Annotated in this window: 14 protein-coding genes; 8 read left to right on the top strand and 6 right to left on the bottom strand. The window is 57.3% G+C overall.

Annotation, left to right across the window (positions count from 1 at the left end):
* Positions 1 to 87: 87 nt before the first annotated feature.
* Positions 88 to 1,401, bottom strand: coding sequence for a glycosyltransferase family 4 protein (locus IG629_RS10700; protein WP_193171935.1), 1,314 nt, complete (start codon positions 1,399 to 1,401; stop codon positions 88 to 90).
* A 283-nt stretch (positions 1,402 to 1,684) separates the two neighbouring features.
* Positions 1,685 to 2,029 (bottom strand): hypothetical protein, encoded by a 345-nt coding sequence (locus IG629_RS10705; RefSeq protein ID WP_193171936.1) that lies wholly within the window; start codon positions 2,027 to 2,029, stop codon positions 1,685 to 1,687.
* 526 nt (positions 2,030 to 2,555) lie between these two features.
* Here IG629_RS10705 and IG629_RS10710 point away from each other — a divergent pair.
* From IG629_RS10710 to IG629_RS10735, 6 genes are all read left to right on the top strand, one after another.
* Positions 2,556 to 2,771, top strand: a complete 216-nt coding sequence (locus IG629_RS10710) for a hypothetical protein (protein WP_193171937.1) — start codon at positions 2,556 to 2,558, stop codon at positions 2,769 to 2,771.
* 136 nt (positions 2,772 to 2,907) lie between these two features.
* Positions 2,908 to 3,732, top strand: a complete 825-nt coding sequence (locus tag IG629_RS10715) for an ABC transporter permease (protein ID WP_226886611.1) — start codon at positions 2,908 to 2,910, stop codon at positions 3,730 to 3,732.
* A complete protein-coding gene (locus IG629_RS10720) occupies positions 3,722 to 5,161 on the top strand; it encodes an ABC transporter ATP-binding protein (protein ID WP_193171938.1) in 1,440 nt (479 codons plus the stop codon). Before IG629_RS10715 ends, IG629_RS10720 begins: the two co-directional genes overlap by 11 nt.
* Before the next feature lie 179 nt (positions 5,162 to 5,340).
* On the top strand, positions 5,341 to 8,988 hold the full coding sequence (locus tag IG629_RS10725; RefSeq protein ID WP_193171939.1) for a rhamnan synthesis F family protein: 3,648 nt from the start codon (positions 5,341 to 5,343) through the stop codon (positions 8,986 to 8,988).
* Positions 8,989 to 9,006: 18 nt separating this feature from the next.
* Positions 9,007 to 9,966, top strand: coding sequence for an NAD-dependent epimerase/dehydratase family protein (locus IG629_RS10730; protein ID WP_193171940.1), 960 nt, complete (start codon positions 9,007 to 9,009; stop codon positions 9,964 to 9,966).
* Between the two features lie 45 nt (positions 9,967 to 10,011).
* A complete protein-coding gene (locus IG629_RS10735; protein WP_193171941.1) occupies positions 10,012 to 12,162 on the top strand; it encodes a glycosyltransferase in 2,151 nt (716 codons plus the stop codon).
* Positions 12,163 to 12,265: 103 nt separating this feature from the next.
* Here IG629_RS10735 and IG629_RS10740 read toward each other — a convergent pair whose 3' ends face one another.
* Positions 12,266 to 13,996 carry an O-linked N-acetylglucosamine transferase, SPINDLY family protein gene (locus tag IG629_RS10740; RefSeq protein ID WP_193171942.1) on the bottom strand — a complete coding sequence of 577 codons (1,731 nt, stop codon included), beginning with the start codon at positions 13,994 to 13,996 and terminating at the stop codon, positions 12,266 to 12,268.
* 194 nt (positions 13,997 to 14,190) lie between these two features.
* On the opposite strand from IG629_RS10740, the gene IG629_RS10745 reads away from it, so the two are divergent.
* Together IG629_RS10745 and IG629_RS10750 are read left to right on the top strand one after the other, a co-directional pair.
* Positions 14,191 to 14,964, top strand: a complete 774-nt coding sequence (locus IG629_RS10745; RefSeq protein WP_193171943.1) for a SapC family protein — start codon at positions 14,191 to 14,193, stop codon at positions 14,962 to 14,964.
* A gap of 118 nt (positions 14,965 to 15,082) precedes the next feature.
* Complete coding sequence (locus tag IG629_RS10750) at positions 15,083 to 15,679, top strand: hypothetical protein (protein WP_193171944.1); 597 nt, start codon at positions 15,083 to 15,085, stop codon at positions 15,677 to 15,679.
* A gap of 30 nt (positions 15,680 to 15,709) precedes the next feature.
* On the opposite strand, the gene IG629_RS10755 is transcribed toward IG629_RS10750, so the two are convergent.
* The 3 genes from IG629_RS10755 to IG629_RS10765 form a co-directional block, all read right to left on the bottom strand.
* The gene (locus IG629_RS10755; protein WP_193171945.1) at positions 15,710 to 17,236 is read right to left on the bottom strand and encodes a class I SAM-dependent methyltransferase; all 1,527 of its coding nucleotides are present in this window, start codon (positions 17,234 to 17,236) and stop codon (positions 15,710 to 15,712) included.
* 105 nt (positions 17,237 to 17,341) lie between these two features.
* A complete protein-coding gene (locus IG629_RS10760) occupies positions 17,342 to 17,560 on the bottom strand; it encodes a DUF6447 family protein (RefSeq protein WP_193171946.1) in 219 nt (72 codons plus the stop codon).
* Between the two features lie 142 nt (positions 17,561 to 17,702).
* Positions 17,703 to 21,107 (bottom strand): beta strand repeat-containing protein, encoded by a 3,405-nt coding sequence (locus IG629_RS10765; protein WP_193171947.1) that lies wholly within the window; start codon positions 21,105 to 21,107, stop codon positions 17,703 to 17,705.
* Positions 21,108 to 21,170: the final 63 nt, after the last annotated feature.

The raw sequence follows: 21,170 nt of genomic DNA on the forward strand, positions 1-21,170 counted from the left end.
GAGTACCGCAGGCTCTCGTAACAAACCGGCTCTTCCAGGGGGAGACCGGGAGCGCACAGCGTTCTACCGCGGAGACGAGGGTCGGCCTCACCTCCCCAACTCTGACCATAGCGTCAGATCATTGGTCCGCGTCACATCCCACCCCATGGCTTTAGCGATATCGGCCGGAATGCTGTCGGTCGGGTTGGGTAATTCGCCGCGACCGAGTTTCTCAACGATTTCTTTTTGCAGCGGGAGGCAGACACGCGTGAGATCGTAGCGCTCGACCACGGTCTTGCGCGCAGCCTTGCGCACGCGATTGAGCTTCTTGCCTTTCGCCAGCGCGCCTACGACAGCCGTCGCGAGCGCGTCCGCATCACCGTACTCGACCAGAATGCCGTTCTTTCCGTTCCGGACAACCTCGCGGACGGGCGCCGTGTCACTGGCCACCACCAGACATTCCTTCGCCATCGCCTCGAGCATCGACCAGGAGAGGACGAAGGGGTAGGTCAGGTAGATATGCGCCCGCGAGATCGACAGCATCCGGCCGAATTCCTCGTAAGGCAGCCGTCCGAGAAAATGCACTCGCGAGGTGTCGAGCGAGCGATGCGGAATCAGAGCGTCTTTCCAGCTTTCGGCATAGCCCGGACCGTTCCCGTAACTGACCTCCTCGCCTCCGGTGATCAGAATGTGTGCGTTCGGCCTGCCTTCCTGAATTTTCTCAAGAGACCGGGCGACGACATCGAAGCCGCGATAGGGCTCAAGGTTGCGGGCAACATAAGTCACCACTTCATCCTTGGCAGTAAGGCGGCGCCCATCGGCGAGGTCGATATAGGCATCCGGGTCCCTGACACAGGCGTCCGTGTCTATACCGTCATGCACAACCGTCATGTTTTCCCGAAAGGCCTTCGGGTGTGTCGACCACTGCCAATAGGTCGGAACATACCCCCAGTCCGACGCCGCCATGCTCAACAGCATGTGGGCGTTTCTGACCCGGGTCCGGCAGTCACGGTCGATATCCGACTTTTTGTCCACAAAGTCAGTATCGGTGCCGTGCGAGCGGTAGAAAAATTCATTGAAACTCAGCAGCCGGGCCTTCGGGAACACGTCTTTCAGGAACATGGCCTCGCCCCATCCTGTATGGGCGCAGATCACGTCCGGCTCGAAGCCGGAAGCCTGCATCTTGACACAAGCCTTAGCGACTGCCTGACCGTGCAGGATCTGGTCCTCGTAACGGTCAAAGTACCGGTGCGGTGCCTTCCCCGCCTGGCGGTGTAGTTTATATTCGATCTTTCGAACATCGGGCAGGTTCGGCCGCCCTCGTTTCGTCAGGAACACAACGTCATGTCCATCCGCTGCCAACGCCGGCGCCAGATGCTTGAACTGGCCAGGCATATTCTGATGGACGAACAGGACTTTCATTGACGCTGCACCTTGTTGTCACAGGGGACCGATTACCATTGATACTCTAACCGCACGCGCTCATGCATTCTCCCAATCTTCGATGCAAGTACGATTCCGGAAAAAGTGACCGGGGGAATCTGAGTAGAAAAGATGAGTGGGGAAGTTTCCGGAATGCACCGCAGTGCCCGCCCGATTTTGACCGGATCGCTACTTGCTGAAACTCCTGGCGGTCAATCCTGGCGGGGGCCTCGAAAGGTGATGGCTACCGGCAGAAGGTGCAAGAAGACTCGCGTCCCAAATCTTAGACGATGCCCGGATACAAACGTCGCGCCTCATCGGGATTGATCAGAGGGTAATCCTGAGCTGCAACAAAGTTTTCTGGGTACTTCAGGTTTCGAGCGGGCTTCCACTCCTGCGACGGTTTAAACGTTTCCAGGAACGGCGCTATTTCCTCGATCCGTTCCGCAGCAGTTAGCCCGTCATGGGCGGCAAGAGCACGCTGAAAGACCGGGTCATTCGCAAACGCAAACGCATCGATTGTTATCCCGCGCCCCGGCGAACGCCCTTCAAAAATGCCGTACTGGATGAAATGCATCCATGGCGCCATTCCCGGCTCCGCCATAGCTTCCTGCAGGTCCGGGTACATATCGATATACTGCTCTATATCGAAGAAATGGCTCGTTCCGAAAAAATGATAATGATGGAATACATCCTCAACCGAGACGCCCCCAGAGCGGGAACACACTCAAGCCGTCGACAATGTCAGCCCATGCGGACGTTAAAACTGAGTGTGAATTATCGATAATATGCTTAGAATCCGACATCGGTTTTCCTTAAAGCAACGCCTTCTTCGGGTTGTAGGGGTTTACCCCCCCAGACTGTGAAGTTCTATCCGGGGAACCGGGAATTTCAGGGTCTGGCCCGAAAAAATCGATTAATATCAAAAATATGCGATGAGATCCGGCTTGCGGAATTTAAGAATGCCAGGGTTTCGTCAATTGAAACCACCTGCCCGAGGCATGGGCGGCAACATCGCGATTTTCGGTCGCGCCTTCCTCGGCGGTCAAATGGCATCAGCAGTAGCGAACGGAAGGCTCTCATTCCCCTTTCCCACCGATGGGACAATTATGTTAGCTTCCGGACTTTCCACACGGCCCCAAGGATCTCTTGGTATGAACGAGACAATTCCCTCCAGCCCTGAATTGGCTAACAGTCTGTACGAGGAAATCTTCATGCCCGCTTTGTCGCAGGTGACCCAGACCTCCCTGGGAGACAAGGGCGCGCTTACCATCGGCGTCATGGCTAGTGCCCATGCCCGCTATCTGCCCGAAAGCATCGGCGCCGAACACGCCGGCCAGTTGGAAAAAAACACCAAGTTTGTTTCCTAGGCACATGCCTTTCGGGGCGTGCCAGAGACGTTTCCTCGACCGTCCGCGTTTGACGTCGTGATCCATCTTGTTATCTCGTTACGAATCCAAGCCCATCGAACGATCGGTGGCCTCTGATCATGGACAGCTCTTTCCAATGAACGAATCGCCATCCCTCACGCCTCCTGGGCGGCGGACCAAGTTTGATCTCGCCTATATGCTCATCAAACGGGATATCCTCGGGCGGTACCGGGGATCCGCTATGGGTCTGCTGTGGTCGTTCGTCGTGCCTTTAATGATGCTGGGTATCTATACCTTCGTTTTTGGAGAAATTTTTCAAGCGCGGTGGAGTGGACGGGCAACGGAAGGCGGAACCACAAGCACCTTGGATTTCGCCCTGTTGCTCTTCATTGGCCTGATGAACCACGGCTTCCTGGCCGAATCTCTCACACGATCCGCCGGTATCATCATCGGCCATGCCAGTTACGTGAAGCGGGTGGTTTTCCCTCTGGATCTTCTGCCCGTCATGACGGTCATGTCCGCCTTATTCCACTTCTTTGTCAGCTTGCTGGTGTTCATAGTCTTTTACGTCGTTGTTAAGGGAAGCCTGCAGCCCACACTTCTCTATCTTCCTTTGATTCTGGCTCCGTTCGTAATCCTGAGCACTGGGATCTGTTGGCTCGTCGCGGGCGCGGGGGTTTATTTTCGAGACGTCATTCAGTTTATGAATTTGGGAGTGACAGTTTTATTGTTCCTCTCTCCCGTTCTCTATCCCGCATCGATGTTACCGGAAGATCTGCTTCCCCTGTTCAACCTCAACCCTCTGACCTTCGTGATCGAACAGTCTCGTGCGGTTATCTTCCTTGGCATTTCCCCCGATTGGGGAGGACTGGCCGTTTATACCGGCGTGGCCTTCCTGGTCGCTTTCCTGGGGTATCGATCCTTCATGGCCATGCGTAAGGGGTTCGCAGATGTCCTCTGAGATCCAAGCCGTGCAATCAGGGGATTCTCGGGACACTGCCATCGACGTCCAGAATTTAAACAAGGTTTTTCGCCTGTACGACCGACCGTTGCAGCGAATAAAGCAATTGGTCCTGGGAGCATTCGGCCGCAAATATTACCGAGAGTTTGCTGCCCTTCGAGATATCTCCCTTACCGTGCGTAAGGGCGAGGCCGTAGGGATCATTGGCGAGAATGGGTCGGGCAAGTCTACTCTTCTCCAGTTGATCTGCGGGACCTTGTATCCAACGGACGGCAATATCCAGCTGTCCGGACGGGTCGCCGCCCTTCTGGAACTGGGAGCCGGCTTCAATCCGGACTTCACGGGCCGTGAAAACGTTTACATGAACGCCACTCTTCTCGGCTTGAGTTCGGCGGACGTAACAGCGCGCATGGACGATATTCTCGCCTTCGCCGATATCGGCGAGTTCATCGATCTTCCCGTCAAAACCTACTCTAGCGGCATGTTCGTGCGCCTTGCGTTTTCGGTGATCGCCCATGTCGACGCCGATATTTTGATCATCGATGAGGCCCTGGCTGTCGGAGACGCGGCTTTCAGCCAAAAATGCATGCGGTTTCTGCGCCGGTTTCAGAAAACGGGAACCATTCTCTTTGTTAGCCACGATACGGCGGCAGTAACGGCCCTTTGTGACCGGGCCATTTGGCTAAACCATGGAGAAGTTATTGCCGAAGGCGACGCTAAAAGCGTCTGTGAACAATACTATGGCCACCTTTTCGGCGACGTAGGTGGTGAGAAACGGGCCGAAAAAGAGCTCTCCCCACCGGCGGAAGCGATGGAGACCGCCACGACCTTGCCCCCAGCGGCGCCCGCCACAGCCCCAAGGGCACGCGTCGCCCCTGAGGATTGGGTCGATGCACGCCGTGACTGGATCAACGGCTCCACCCTGCGCAACGATCTCGAGGTCTTCGAATTCGACCCCAGCGGTGGCGACTTTGGCGCGGGCGGCGCCCGGATCGAGGATGTGCGTCTGACCGACGAGGAAGCGCGCCCCTATTCCTGGATCGTAGGCGGAGAGCCGGTCTGGTTGCGGGCGCGGATCGCCATCGTGGAAGAGCTGGACTCCCCGATCATTGGCTTTTTCGTCAAGGACCGCCTCGGACAGACCCTGTTTGGCGACAACACCTTTCTGAACGAAAAACGATTGGATGGGGCAGCGAAACCCGGCCAAGTTCTGGAAGCACGCTTCCGTTTCCCTATGCCCTACCTGCCTCCGGGTACCTATACTGTGGCCGTGGCCGTGGCAAATGGCAGTCAGACGGAGCACATTCAACATCACTGGCTCCATGACGCCCTGATGTTCAAATCCCATACCTCCCATTCCTCCGCTGGTCTGGTCGGGATCCCCATGTTCGAGGTTGCCTTGGAGCGCCTTTCCACCACGGCTGAATAAGGGGAGCTCTCCCCGGCAAGACGGCATCAACCTTGCCTGGGTGATACTTCTATCGTTAAAAGAACGACCCGTTTTCTCACGTGCATAAGACTGCTCGCGAGAGGGCCCTCCGCAACCGCCGAAAGGGACGGAGGGAGGACGGGAAGAACCACCCATTATTCCATTGCACGAGCATTGTAATGACAAAAGCCAGTTTCCAGCCGACCGAGACCACACCCGCTTGGCGCAAGGCTGGCATGGAGACCCTGGTTCCCCTCCGCTTGGTGCAACCGGATTCCTGGGTTGGGCATATCCCTTTCGCCTTCTGGATAATTGGCGCACATAAGCCCCGATTGCTCGTCGAACTGGGCGTTCATACGGGAAACTCCTATTGTGCCTTCAATCAGGCCGTCGCCCATTTAGGCTTGGAGACCCAATCTTTCGGCATTGACCATTGGCTGGGAGACCCACAGGCCGGGTTCTATGGCGAGGATGTCCTGGCCGATCTGCGGACGCACCATGATCCTCTCTATGGACGGTCTTCATCCCTGCTCCGCATGAGCTTCGAGGACGGGCGAGACCATGTTGCGGACGGGTCTGTCGATCTTTTGCATATTGACGGACTGCACACCTATGACGCCGTCCGCGAGGATTTCGAAACCTGGCGCGATAAAATGAGCGATCGTGGAATCGTATTGTTCCACGACACCGCTGTGCGCACCGGAGACTTCGGTGTGTGGAAGTTCTGGGAAGAGGTCTCCGCCCGTTACCCTTCCTTCGAATTCGAGCACAGCAATGGCCTGGGTGTTGCCTACGTCGGGACCCAACCCATCGAAAACCCAGACCTAGAGGCTCTGTTCGCCGCCGGAGAGGGCCCCGAACGTGACAGCATTCGGACCTATTTCACGCGCCTAGGCGAGGGGCCGATCACGGAATTGCGCCTGGAAAAAGTAACTCAAGACCTAGGAAACGTCAGCCTGAAGTGGGACGCAATGCGCGCCGACGTGGGGGAAATCGAAAAAGATCGCCTAGCCTTGAGGCGAGAACGGGATGCTCTTCGTCAGCCGGCCGCAAATTGGGAGAATTTAACCCTTCATTGTCGAGAGGGGCTGACCGTCGAGCTGCCTGTCTTGGCGACGATCGCCCGTCGCCTTTACAATACCGACAACCCCGAAGCCTTGCGAGACAGGCATGTGCTCAAACGCCTTCTCACGCGCGTCCACGAGGAAGGAAGCTGTGGCTACTTGCGACTGGATCGACCGCGCCATGAGGCGTTCATCAAAGATCGCGTCCTGTCCCGGCTCCGCCCTCCACCACCACCGCCCGTCTCCCCTCCGGAAGAGGCTCCGGCTCCCCGTCCCCTGGATCCCTTGCGCGAAAGTGGTCTATTCGACGAGGACTTCTACGCTCTTTCCCAAGAGGCCCGAAACGAGGGACGGGATCCCCTGGAGCATTACCTAGACGTTGGAGAGGCGCAGGGAATCCAACCTTCCGCTCGGTTCGAACCCGCTTACTATGCCCGCCGCTACCCCGACATTCGTGCCAACGGCATGGGTCTCTTGCGCCATTACGCCTTCTTCGGACAGAACGAGGGTCGGGAAGGCCTGTCTCCCGCGCAAAGGATGGTCATTCCCGACTTGGATGCGCCCCGGAACGAGCGCGTGCTGGTGGTTTTGCACGAAGCCTCCCGTACGGGTGCGCCTATCCTGGGATGGGATATCATCCAGCGCCTCCATGAGCATCGAGATGTGGTGGTTCTCCTCAAAAAAGGAGGCCCCTTGCGCCTTTCCTTGGAGGATCTCGGTATTCCCGTCATCGACTTACCTCCCGACGCGGCTCTGACCCGCGAGGATATGAGCGCCGTCGGTCACCGGCTCGCCGAAACCCTGCGGCCGTCCTATGCCATCGCCAACAGTGCGGAAACCCGCGATATCATCGCACCCCTCGCCTTATCCGGGGTCGGTGTTATCGCGCTGATCCATGAATTTTCCGCCAATGTCCGCCCCCGTGATCAGGCCCATGACATCCTGGTTTGGGCTCATCGATTGGTCTTCCCGGCACAGGTTGTCGCTGACTCTTTTCTCACCGACCACCCCTATCTCGCGCAGCGCCACCATGAGATCCTCCCTCAGGGCCTCCCCCTCCCGCCATCCCGGATCACGCAATCCGTGTCCGCCGATGACAAAACCCTCTCTCGCCTCCGCCCCCAGGGATGCGAGACGGACTTCCTTGTCGTGGGGTTGGGACGCGTCCAACTCCGCAAGGGTGTGGACCTGTTCCTGACCATGGCCAGCCAGGTCACGCGAGCGCAACCGGATGCTCGTATCCGTTTTGCCTGGGTTGGCGATGGCTATTCGCCCGATGATGGCATGGAATTCTCCACTTATCTTACCGATCAAATCAATCGGGAAGGTCTGGGTGATCGCTTCGTCCTCGCCGGGGAGGTAGACGACCTTTCCAAGGTACACGCGATGGCGGATCTGGTGGTTCTCACCTCCCGCCTGGACCCCATGCCCAACACGAGCATCGAGGCCTTGAGCCTCGGCGTGCCAGTCGTCTGCTTTGACCGTGCCAGCGGGATCGCCGAGGTTCTGTCGGCCGATGACGATACCCGCGCGCTGGTCGTTCCCTATCTGGATACGGCCGCCATGGCCCGCGTCGTCATCGACCTCCATGCCGACACCAACCAACGGGACGCCCTGTCCCAAGCGGCACGACGCGTGGCCTCGACGCGGTTCGACATGGCCCGCTATGTCGAGACACTGGATTGCATGGGCCAAGAAACCCACGATGCCATCAAGGCCATGGATCACGACCTGACCGTTATCTCGGCTGCAGATGTCTTCGACCCCGCGTTCCACAGCCCCCTTGGCGAAACCTTGAACGACGACGAGGCTTTGAAGGCCTATCTCCTTCGCAACCGGTTGGTTGGAGCGGATTCCGGAAACGAAAACCATGTGGGGCTGCGTCGCCCCTTCCCTGGGTTCAACCCCTTAGCCTACGCCGAAGCCGTTGGCGCCCTGGATGGAGATCGGGATCCCTTGGCCCTATGGTTAGAAGCGGGCCGTCCCACGGGCCCCTGGTTACACCCCGTGATTGACCTGACAACGGCGGATTCCGTGGTCCCGGCGGATGCCAAGGTCCTACTGCATGGTCATTTCCATTATGTTGATCTGGTCGAGGATTTCCTGGAGCGCCTAACCGCGGACGGTCTTGTTTGCGATCTCGTCCTGACCACGACGGACGAGGACCGGCGCATTGCCCTGCGTCACCTGCTGGAACCACGAGCCAATTCCCGCGACCAAGTCATGGTCGTCCCGAATCGCGGCCGGGATATTGGCGCCTTTCTCACGGGCCTGGCCGATCTCGTGGACCAGGAATATCAGATCCTTGGCCACGTCCATGGGAAGAAGAGCACTCACCTTGGAGACGGCGAGGTGTGGAGGGATTTCCTATGGGAAAACCTGATTGGCGGACAAACTCGCGCGGCCAGCGCTGCGGTATCCGCGTTACTGTCCGATCCAACGCTTGGTCTGGTTTTCCCGGAAGATCCAAATCTGTGTGGCTGGGATCTGAACCTGGACATCGCGCGTGACCTGTCCCAACGCATTGGACGCGACACCCCTCTCCCCCGTTTCCCGGATTGGCCAAATGGCACCATGTTCTGGGCCCGACGCGAAGCTCTAGTTCCCTTGTTCTCCTTGGGGCTCGACTGGACGGACTATCCCGAGGAACCGGCACCGGTGGACGGCACAGTTCTACATGCCTTAGAGCGCCTTATCCCCATCGCCGCGGAACAAGCGGGCCTCTCCTTCGCCACCACGCATCTGCGCGGCGTCAATCGCTAACCCCGAAAGCCCAGCCCCATGAGTAAACATCTAATCCTTGGTGGAAGCGGCTTTATCGGGCGTCACGTCGCCCTCGGCTTGGCCCTGCGCGATGAGACAGTGACCATCGCGGATATCGCTCCGCCTCCTGCGGAATTGGCCGATATGTCCGTCGCCTACACACCCGTGGAACCAGGATGCGTCGACTGGGACGCTTTGATCGGCGATCACCCGGTGATTCACCACTACGCTTGGTCCACGATCCCCCAAACGGCCAATGACAACCCACTCGCTGATCTGGATGGCAATCTTCGGACCACCGTTGAACTTCTGGAAGCCCTCCGTCGCCGCGGTGGCGGACAGGTGGTTTTTTCCAGCTCCGGCGGAACTGTCTATGGTCGCCTGAAGCAGGTTCCAGCCGAAGAGAATTTCCCCCTGGCGCCGATCACAGCCTATGGCGTCTCCAAGGCCTCGGTCGAAATGTATCTGGGATTCTACCGCGACAACCACGGCCTCGATTGCCGGGTCGCGCGCATATCCAATCCCTTTGGCGCTGGACAGGATGCCCGACGCAAACAACAAGGCGCGGTTAGCACATTCCTTTTCAAGGCTTTAGATGGCGAGGAAATCACCATCTGGGGAGACGGGTCCGTCGTCCGCGACTACATCCACGTGGCGGATCTGACCGAAGGCTTGATAAGCTTAACCAAAGCCCCCCTCGAAAAAGCGAAAGAGCTTCCCATTTTAAATCTGGGCAGCGGAACTGGAATATCCCTTACCGAAATCATCGAAACCCTGCGCGCGCCTCTCGGCCTAGACCCTCAGGTCCGCTACCTTCCCGGCCGCCTTTTCGATGTACCAGCCAGTGTTCTCGACATTAGCCGGGCCCAATCACTTCTAGGTTGGTCTCCGCGCCTGTCCTTCGAGGAGGGCTGTGCCCGCATGCTGAGTGATCTGCGCGCGAACCGATCCGTTTTCTCGACCCTCTCTTTTGATTAATCCGCGGAGGCGTCGCGCTTGCCCCCAACCCTGGACGTGAGACCCATGCCCAACAGTCCTCTCGTATCGGTCATCATGCCGGTCTACAACCATGAACGCTATGTGGTTGCGGCCATGGAGTCCGTTTTCGCTCAGACCCATCGACCGATCGAGTTCATCATCATTGATGATGGTTCCAAAGACGCGAGTGCAGCGACCGTTCGAGAACGCTTGGATAGGACTCCCCTTCCAGAGGGAATAACCGTCCATTTCGAATCCCGCCCCAACAAAGGGGCCCACGTCACCATCAACGAGGGTCTGGCCCAGGCCACCGGGGATTACCTGAGTATCCTCAACTCCGATGACGCCTACCTACCAAACCGCTTGGAGCGGTGCTTGAGCGAGGCACAGGCGCAGGAAGCCAGGATGGCTTTCAGCTACGTGGAACCGATTGGAGACGATGGAACCCCCTTGGGCGTGGAACACCCCTGGCGCCATTGGTACGCCGATGTCATCCTGCAGGAACTGGACGCTTCCCCGTCCATTTCTTCCCTTCTCCTCCAGTACAACATCGGTATCTCCACGGGGAATTTCCTGTTCCACCGAAGCCTTTTGGAAGACGTCGGAGTCTTCGAGGACTTCCGGTATGCCCACGACGTGGACTTCCTGCTGCGCGTTTGTCTGGTAGAAGAACCAATTATCGTCCGTGAAGCGCTCTACCTTTATCGCTTTCATGGAGCGAATACGATCTCCGAAAACGACCGTAAGATCGGCTTGGAATACGAAGAGATCGTCTATCGCTATCTGACCCGGACACTCATCGAGCCGCCGCGGAATCCCTTCGCTCCAAGCCTAGACCGCTGGCCCCATGTCTTCTCCTCGACACCCATTCTCCCCCACCTCGCCAAGGCCTTGGACCGGTTGGTCAAGGAACCGACCGACACCACGCAGCCCGCGGAAACGTCAAACAAGACAGCCAACGATTTTCCCTCTCCGGATGGTCGCCGGGTCACGCTTGTCAGCCACGAACTCAGCTACAGCGGAGCCCCGGTTCTTCTCCGCGATGTGGCCAAAGCCCTGCGCCGGGAAGGGGTGACGTGTGATGTTCTCAGTCTCCAGGGAGGGCCACTCGTCAAGGAATTCGCCGACATTGGGTGCAAGGTCGCGACTGAGGGGCCGTTCACCCTTTTTCTGGGCCGTGTAGGACGTTTCTCAAGGCGTATGAGCCATGATGGACGCATTCCGACGCTTCTCCGCCGGGTCCTCGCAAGGGGCGCCTGGTTGTTCGAAGGCGTGGCCAACCGTCTGCGACGCTGGCGCCTCGCTGCCCGGAGGACACGGGGTCCTATCTTGATCAACTCCTTCGCGTCCTGGCCAATCGCCTTGGACCTCCTCGAGAAGCGCCGCGACGATCCAGCCTTCTGGTACATTCACGAAACTTATGACCCTCGGATTTTTATCCGCACCCCCCGCCTCTATAGTCGCTTCCAGTCCCTCGTGGACAGTGGAACGGTCACTCTCCTTTTTGGCTCGGACGCCACACGCTCGGTTTGGGCCAAGACTGGTTTCGATGGACATGTGCGCTATTGGAGTGGCATGCCCCGCGCTCTGATGGCCTCCGACGCTCCTGTCAAGAAGCCCAAACGGGTGGTTCTGTCCGTACAAAGCACGGGCACCCGCAAGGGAACCTGGGGATTGCTCGAGGCCTTCGCCTTGGGCCGCCGAGAGGGATGGATTCCCTCCGATGTGGAGCTCCGGATCGTGGGATGCCACCCGCCCTCCTGGAACACCTTTAGCCGGGACCTCTTACGCCGCGCACATGAGGACGACCTGCGGGGCGCCGTGCGCCTCGTGGGCACCGTGGAACCGCACCTTCTGGAAGCCCACTACCGGGAAGCGGAGGTTTATGTTCAGACCTCCATCATGGAATGTCTGCCGCTCGCTCTCCTGAACGCCATGGCCCATGGCCTTCCCATCGTTTCAACCGATGCCGACGGCTGCCGGGAAGCGATCATTGATGGGCGCACGGGCCGTTTGGTGCCCCCCCGCCAGGTCCGCCAACTGGCGCGTGCCATCGGCGACCTTCTGGAAGATCCGGACACCGCTCGCACCCTGGGGAAAGCGGCCCAGACCGCGTTCCAGGAGACCTTCGCCCTGGAAGCGACCGTCCAGCCGTTGTTGGAAACCTTGTTTCCAACAAGCAATTCCCGCAAATAAATGACGAAGAGTGGCATCCCTCAAGCGACAAAGTCAGGACGTTCCGATCCCGGTTAAGCGCTTGGAAGTCATGATATGATGGAGGTTTGTTTGATCGTGGCTCTTATTCAGCGCGCGCAATCGCCGACACTTCTCGCCTGATCATCTCTTCGAAAGCTCTTACCGCCCCAATATCCTTATAGAGGCAGTCTCGGCGCTCAAGCACACGCTCCCGCAGAGCGGTGCGCAGCTCCACGTTGGCCCCCATGCGCACGGCAATGCGAACATAATCAGCCTCGTCGACGGCAATCAGATCATCAATCTCCATCAATTTAAGCATCGCCATTGTGTGGCGGCTTCTCATAAACCGTCCCGGCAGGGTGACGGGTGGTAGACCTTGGGCCAGAGCCTCCAGTGTCGTGTTGCCACCGGACCAGCCAATTGAATCAAGGAAGACGTCCGAGACACTGCAAAGCCGAAGGAAATCTTGCCAATCCTGCCATGGGAGAAAAACTAAATGCTTGTCGGGGTCCAAGCTGTCCGCCCTGAAAGCCGCCTCAATCCGCTGGCGAAATGCTTGGTTCACTTTCGTAAACTGGCGATGCTCAATAAACACGAAGCGGGAATCAGGTACTTCTGCGGCGATGGCAGGGAACAGGTAATCGTGCTGAGGCAGATATTTCTGCTGCGCCTGGCAACAGAGATAGACTATTGCCTCGTCAGGCAAGCCGAATGCCGCGCGGTTGCCGGAGGTTACGGGGGTCGGATGATAATAGATGCCAAGCCTAGGCAACCGGACCAGCCTCTCCGAATAAAAAGCCTCACCACCCTCTGGCTCCATGGCATCCGAGGTCAGGAACACGTCGATGGTCGGCAGGCCAGTTGTCACCGGATGCCCCCATGAAACCATCTGCAACGGCGCCAGCCGAAAAGCCGCAAGCACGAAGCTGCTCTTGCCCATGCCAAGATCGGGAAAGACCAAACAATCCAGTTCATCTTTTCTGATTATACGCGCCGCGTCCTCGATCGATGCAGCTCGAAGGTCTCGAAAGATGGACTGTTGAGCCATGACCTCTGAGGAGGCATCGCGTGTCCCGCCAACCATGTAACTGTGAATCTCGACACCCGAGGTGTCCGCCTGAAGCGCCCAATGGCCAAAAAGAAGCATGATTGTGTGAGAATAGAAATGCTCCGACACCAGACCTATCTTGAGACGTCGGCCTTCTACCGGAGCCGGCGGGGGACAGGGGGACGCAAGATCCGGAAACCTCTTCGCCACTGCAGCGTGAACAAACTTTCCCCAGGCTTCCTGCAGCGGCCTGTCATCCTCGCTTTGATAGGCCAGCTCGAAGTTGGTCATCAACAGGACCCCGGCAAGAGCTGCTTCTGCCTGCTCCGGAGTTTCCAGAGGCGCCCCGGTCAGGCTATGCAGAGCTGCTGAGAAGCGATGGCGCCAAAGCGAAACCTCCGTCTCGTCCTGGTAGACCCTCGGCAGTAGTCGGCCGCCGACCCAACGGGCTCGAAGCTCCGATGGGTTCGCGATCAAGGCTGAATGATATGCCTCAAAGGCGGCGCGGACATCGCCTGTATCCTCCAGCGCCTTTGCGACCGCGGAGCGAACCTGACCCGCCGCTGGCTCCACTTCCAGGACTTCCTGTAAAATCTCTATCGCTTCAGCGGGTCTTTGAAGCGCCAACAGGGAAAGGCCCAACAGATAGCGCGGCAGCGTAGCCTCACGCGGGGTGGCTGCGGTCAGCTTCCGCATCAGGACCTCGGCCTCGGCCGGCCGATTTTGATTCAGCGCTTGCTGAGCCATGGCGATGGCTTGATCACTGGTTACTGTCTGTTCGGTCACTGACTGCCTGCCACTTAGAAAGTTTTCGTCATTACACCACTTAAAATAGTTTTCATCCGGGTAATTTTGATCGAGACGCCAGAAAGTCCGAAATCGATTTTTCCATGGCAGTAGTCAGGGCAATTGACTAGATAAAACCCAGTCTTGGGGTATAAGCCTCTTGACCTTAGCGCTTGCGAATAGGATTGCTTCCAATGTCTTTGATTGCCTTGACCAGAACCGCTCACGAAAACAAGGGCTGGGCGCGTTACTCATCATATGAATTTGCTGCGCAGCAGACGCTTGCTGTTCTGGTTTCGTCCGAACTGCCGAAAGCGATCATGCATCTGCCTGTGGCGTTCACGCGGGTCGAGGATCAGTTTCGGCCCGCCGCCGTCCTGAGTTTCGAGGAGAACCGCAATCTCTTCGTCACCAAAGAAGGGAAATGGATCGGCGGGTATATACCGGCTGCGTTCCGTGCCTATCCATTTGCCCTCGCCAACACCGAAAACGACGAGAAAATCCTGTGCTTTGATGAGAGTAGCGGGCTTCTTGTTGATGGCGCTGAAGGTGAGGCCTTTTTCGATAGCGAGGGCAATCCATCCGCTTCCATCAAACAGGTCCTGGATTTCCTGCAGCAGGTTGAAGCCGACAGGCAACGAACAGACACCATGTGCGCAAGCCTCGAAAAACACGATCTGATCGAACCATGGCCAATCAATCTCAAAACCGAGACTGGCGAGAATAAAGTCGAGGGTCTGTTTCGCATCAATGAAAACCGCCTGAACGAGCTTCCTGACGAAGCCTTTCTCGACGTTCGCCGTTCCGGTGCCCTGTCCATGGCATACATGCAGTTGATTTCAATGACCCATCTGCCGCTCATCGGGAAGCTTTACGAGGCTCACGCCGTCAACGAAGCCAAGCTCAAGAATCTCGGGAATGAGATTTTCCAGATGCCACAGAGTGACGAGTTGAATTTTAACTTTTAGCAGCCATCCGCCTCATATCTTGAAACAAGCACTCTGGAATTCAAACCCGCTGACGGCGTGTCCTTGGAACGGGTGACAATGTCCCGATCAGAGTAAGCCACGACAGGGAACAAAATTTATGCCGACAGAGCAGACATCCGTCACATTTCCGTCCGCATCTAAATTGGACCTGGGAATCAATCTGACCGAAGATCGATTGGTCATGGTGGCGCATACAGCGGCAGACGGCGTTAGAGCCATGCTTCTAACCCGGCGTATGCTTGTTGTTTTGATGGACCATTACGGCAACCTCCTCAAGCAAACGAGCCCGGCCGCCAAAGCGCAGCAGGAGCACCAGGATGAAATTCTACAGATGGAGCATATTGGCGCGCTGTTCTCCAACAATACTGCAAGCGAATCCGCCCCCACAGGGCAACAACAGCCCGCCCCAATCGCATTTTCTTTAGAGGCCGCTTATCTCGTGACCGAAGTCACCCTACAGATGAATGAGAACCATCTCGTCATCGGGTTTTCAGGTCTGCGGCTGCACGCGTCCAGCGGCGATGACGCTACAGTAACGCCCGTGGCCGCATTCAATCTTGATAGGACAAACGCGCATAAAGTCCTGGCCCTGTTGAACGACAAGGCGAGAGAAGCCGGATGGGGGCTGGACACTCTATATCCCTGGCTGAACAATTCCGAACTCGTCGCCTCGGAACAGCGGCCTGTCAACTAAATTGGTCAACCGTCCTGACTGGCTGGCCCGTCAGGCGATCCCGAGAGATTTCAGAACCGGCAGCCTCTTGCGCTCGAACAGATCGTGCTGAGCCCGCAGCTCGGCCAGATTTTCCTCCTCACCTTCCAGGGCCTTCCCGTCCTTCAGGATGCTTTCGCCTTGCGCGCTCAGGACACGCCAGACATAACCGGGCGCATCCTTTTCCTTGAGCTCGGTGGCACGGAGGAACAATTGCTCGAACCGGTTGACTTGAACCCCAGCTCCGGTCACGGGCGAGGCCAGATGATTGACATCGGTCGAGGCCTCCGCGCGCCGGCACAGCTCGCTGTTCAGAAGTTTCGTGGTTTTTCGGGCGCTCTGGATCGCCGGTTTGTCCTGCGCCGGAGCAACCGCTCCAGAGCCCGCCAGGACCTGAAGGGCCTGAGTAATCTGGTTAAAATCCACCCCCTCGCACAGAGCGTGGAGCTGAGCGATCGTTTTGGGAGATTGACCGTCCGAGGCGAGCGCGTCGAATACCGGTTTGTAGACTGCCTCCTGGAGAGCGGCCTCGCCGAGAGAGCCGGTGACTTTTTCCGGGCGATCCTCGGGCCCAAGCAACAGCGCAAACGCCTTTGCTTGAAGCCGCCGCATGCGTTCGAGCGGCGGCAAGCGGCGCGCGCCCTTGATGAAGATATCGCGGCGGAATTGCTGGTTGACGAAATAGTCCCGCACGGTTTCCCGCAGCATCGGATCCGGGATTTCGCCGAGTATCTTCTGCGCGTCGGCGCTCAGATTGATCGCATCGACCTGGTCGAGCAAATCCGCGGACGTTGCGAAGGAGAGTTTCGCGGCTTCCAGCAGCGTCGCCGTCTGGCTGAACGGCATGGGGTGCCAATCCGCATTAAAATACTCATGGGCGAGATAATTGCGGTTCTGGTCTTTAATCTTCCCCAGCCTTTCGACGACAGCTGGGTTTGCCTTGAAGTAGGCTGCTCCCGCATCGACGACCTGTTGTGCGAAATCGAGCGAGTTGTTGATCCGATCGGCGATCGCTCCCTGCCCCGAACGTTCGGCATGCTGCGTCAGGAGATGGCGGAGCGGCATGGCAGGCGACCAGCCGGGGGTGACATTGTAGCTGATGTAAAACAACCCGCCCGGCTTGAGCTGGCGCTTTGCGATATCTGCTATATTTGCACGATTTTCGTCGGATACCCACGACCAGATACCATGCAGGGCGATGATGTCGAACGCGGGAAGATCGGCGCGCGCCGCCAGTTCTGCGAACGAATTGTCGAGGGCCGTCAGCTCCCCCCCGCTGGCCGCCGCCATACTTTGCGCATTTGCCGCGTGCGACGGATTGAAATCGGTCGCCCAGAATTTCCCCGCCGTCGCCGCCGCATGAATGTTGACCGACAGGCCCTGACCAAACCCCAATTCTAGGTAATTGACCGAGCCAGGCGTAGACTGAAAAACATCATAACCAGCAGTTAAGGCGGAAAGCTGAAGGCGGACGGGCGACAGTTCGGGATAGTAGCCGTGTGTATAGTCGATGCCAGAAACATATCCCTCAGTCCACATATCTGCCTCTCATCATAATGTCGGAAAACAAATACAACCTTACTTTAACGGTTGGGTGAGATAACGGAAGCCTGATTCTATGAGTGGTACTAGTTAGGATTAGATCTAGAGCTCGGAAGCAACGTCACCGGTTCCTTCCAATGCATTCTTCAGCGCCTGCGCATAGTTTGCCCGCGCCGTCTGGGCGATAGCAATCTGCATCTGACGGCGTTGAATTTCCTGGTCAGTCACCTGGACATTTTGCAGCTGCTCCCGTGCTTCCTGTGACATCTCGCTCAACGTGTAATCCTTGCCGTCGATCGTGATTTTCTGCTCGTCGCTCATAGTTGTTCCTTTAGTTTGCTTGTGGCGCACGCGATCTTCCAGTGACGGATGGTTAGATGCGAACCGAAAAATCTGTTCAACAAAGTAACGGCCAGCCCCGAAGGGCTGGCCGCAATTCGTCGCGTAATCGAAAGATGTCTGATTAAGCAACCAGTTCAAAGTTCGCAGTAGAGAACAGGCTAGCCAACGCCGTCGTATCGGCAACACCTGTAAACGTCATAACTGCTGCGGTTGCAGTCAAGTTCCCGTCCGCAGCGAGGTCTGCATCAAAGTACATGACTGCGTTGTTAGTCCCGGTATCGTGGAAGATAACAAAACCGTCAGTAGCAGAGGTCATGCGTGCTGCCACAGCATCTTCTGCCGCGCCAACGTCCGCATAGCTAGCACCGGTAAGGACCATTACATCATAAGCCGTAGCAGCTACAGCTACACCGGCTGCTCCTTCATAGAAAGTACCAGCCGCAATAGCCGTATTAGCGGCATCGGCTGTGGCCGTTCCATTCAAGGAGTAGTCCGACTTATCAAGCGTGATCCGGTCAGTTGTGCTGAAGTTGGCCACGACATCGTTGTCCTGAGCGGCGACGTTTGCACCGAGCTTCAGTTCGTCGGTACCTGTACCTAGGACGATGTTGTCAACGCCGTCGCCACCAGTGATGGTGTCGCCGTTGTTACTGCCAACGATATAGTCCGCCAGCGTCGAACCAATCACTTGCTCAAAGTTAGAGACCGTGTCCCGAACCATCGTGGTCGTGCTGTTGGCGGCAGTAGTAGCGAGGTAACCTGCACTTCCAGCAGCCAATGCGCTACCTGCAACGCCAGCGCCGCCACCGATCACGACGGTACCGCCCATTGCCGTAGAGATTGTAGCCGCCGAAACTTCGGAAGCGGACAGGTTAATCGCCATACCCGAGATGTTGGTAAGGCTATGCGAAGTCGCTGCTGTTACGTCGGCATATGTCAAGACGTCGGCCGTGCCCGCACCACCGTCAAGCGTATCAGCCCCTGAGCCACCCTGGATGGTGTCGTTACCTGCACCGCCACTGATTGTATCAAGGTTAAGGGCGGCCGCAGAACCAGTCAGCGTGTCATCACCCGCACCACCAGTAATAGTCACTGAAGCATCTGCGGTGCTGTTCACTGATGTATAGGTAACTGCGAGATTAGCTGCGGTATCAGTTGTCTTAGCTGTACCTGCAACCGCTGCGGTGCTGTTTCCAACAATACCGGACGCGTCGAACGTTGTAATCTTTGCGTTGCCAGTATTGGTCAACTCAAGACCGTTGTTACCACTTACCGTAAGAGATGTCGCTCCGGTTGCCACCAGCGTAACCTTATGAATGACGGCGGCACTTCCCTTAGACGAGCTGTCGTATGTTGCCCGGTCACCGGCGTTAATAGTCACGCTTTCGGTGTTAGCGATCGTCATTGTCCGCGTGGTTCCCCAAGCGGTTTGATCGTAAATACCGACAGTCAAGCTATCTGACGCCCCGACGAGAGCTCCATCGACCGCAAATGTCATGTTAGCAACATCATCAAGGAGGTTAACAGTGCTACCACTATTAAGGTTCGTGAGGGAGCCGCCATTGAATCCGGCGTTAGCAATCACTGTCGTGGCGTCTTGCAAACCATCCATATCCAACGCGCCGGTCACTGCGTCTTCGAGAACTAGGGTCTCGAAGCTCGTGAACTTTGAGTTGAACGTGTTGCTCGCATCCGCCGCATCTGCTTCAGCGAAAGTCATGCTGATGCTGTCATTGCCGTCTCCACCTGCAACAGAACCACCTGTGCCGACAGCGCCTCCATAAACGACCGTATCGTCACCAGCCCCCATATTGATGGTCTTGGTTGTAGCGCCAAGCGAAACCGCATCAGCACCCGAACCACCGGTAAATGTGACGCCGGTTCCGAGCACCGTGCCGTCCATATCGAGGCCGCCGGTATTCGTGACAGTCACTGTCTCCAGCGCCGTCATGTTGTGCGCGGTCAAAGTAACCTTTGCATCGCCGGAGGCGTTCAACGTTTTCACGCCATTGGCCGTAAACGTCGCAGCGGAAGATGCTGTGGTGTTGCCCGACAGGTTCAAGGTTGTGACATGGGTATCGATCGTGGTGGTACCACCACCCGTGAAGCCCGTGAGGTTAACCGCAAGCGTTGTATTTGTAGCGGTCGTGAGAGCACCCAAAGTGCCGGCATTTACCGCTCCTGCGATACCGCCCTGAAGGTTCAAGGTCGTAAGCGCACCGGAGTCAATAGCCGCTGAAGCAGCACTGTTAATGGTTACGGTCGCAATTGTACCGGCGTCGGTGGTCGATGCTCTATTGACGTCGTTTACAGTAACCGCACCACCAACAATTCCGATTCGGCCATCGGCGTCCGTATCGGCGCCCTGGGTAAGACCCTGTGCAGCGTCCTGAGTAACCGAGACTGTCGTCGTATTCGCATTGCCGGTGATAGTTACTGCACCAAGTGTAATCGTATCGTTAGTAGCGAGCTTCAACGCTGCAGTGCTTTGAGCAGCGGTAATCCCTGCCGACTGTGTGGTCGAAATAGTTGTTCCACCGGTTACAGCGACGGTACCAGTCGTGAAGTCATCAGCACTTGCACCGCCAGCATTCGAGTAAGTGCCCGTCGTCGACACCGTAACAGTCCCAGCAGCAGCAGTGGTCGCTCCCACCGCAATATCCGAAGACCCCGTCACACCCGTGTTGGTCACGGAAACGTCTAAACCGCCATTGACGGTAAGATTGTTCGCAGCAGCTGACGACTGAACCACCGTCATGTTTTGCGTGGAGCCACCCGTAATAGTCTGAGCCGCGCCTGAGTTAGTCGTCTTAACCGCAGTCAGGCTAGACTGACCAGACGTATTAAGTGTAATCGCGGCACCGCCGGTGACGTTCATGTTTTCGACTGAAGTGAGCGTTAGCCCCGTCGGCAACGTCGTGATTGCATCGGTTTCGATGAAGTTGATAGTATCGTTACCGGCGCCACCATCGATCGAATCGCCTGCGGTTAACGTCGCCGCTGCCGCCGCCCCCTCACCAGCACTAAATGTGTCGTCACCAGACGTACCAGTCAGAGAATCCGTACCAGTAGTGAGCGTGAAAGTGCTTCCGGGGTTAGCAGACGCCGTGATTCCCGATCCGCTGCGGGTTTCAGAAGCACCAAACGCGATGTAGTGCTCAAGAGCAGACTTGATTGTGCCAGCCTCCACAGCAGCCTTCACGTCGGCGTTCGCATCCAGATAAGCCGATGCGGTGAAGCCAGCATACGAGGAGGACGGCGCGCGGTTTTCGGTCTCACCGAAGGCCTGGTAGTGTGCGAACACACTCGCAAACGCACCGCTGGAAACCGCGGCAAGAACATCGGAGTTCTGTGCAGCGTAGTAGGCAGCATTGAAGGTTGCGTTCGGGTTGCGCAGCTCGTCCTTAGCGCCGTGAAGCGTGTAGTGATTCAGCCCGGACGAAAAAGCGCCCTGGGAAATGGCAAGGACCACATCCGCGTTATTCGCGAGATAATAGCTCTCGTCGAAATTCTGAGCAGTTGACATGGGGATAACTCCACTTTTTTTGGTTTTGACGTCACACCAGACGGCAGGGTGCTACCCCCCCCC

This window comes from Nisaea nitritireducens (assembly GCF_014904795.1).
Lineage (GTDB): Bacteria > Pseudomonadota > Alphaproteobacteria > Thalassobaculales > Thalassobaculaceae > Nisaea > Nisaea nitritireducens.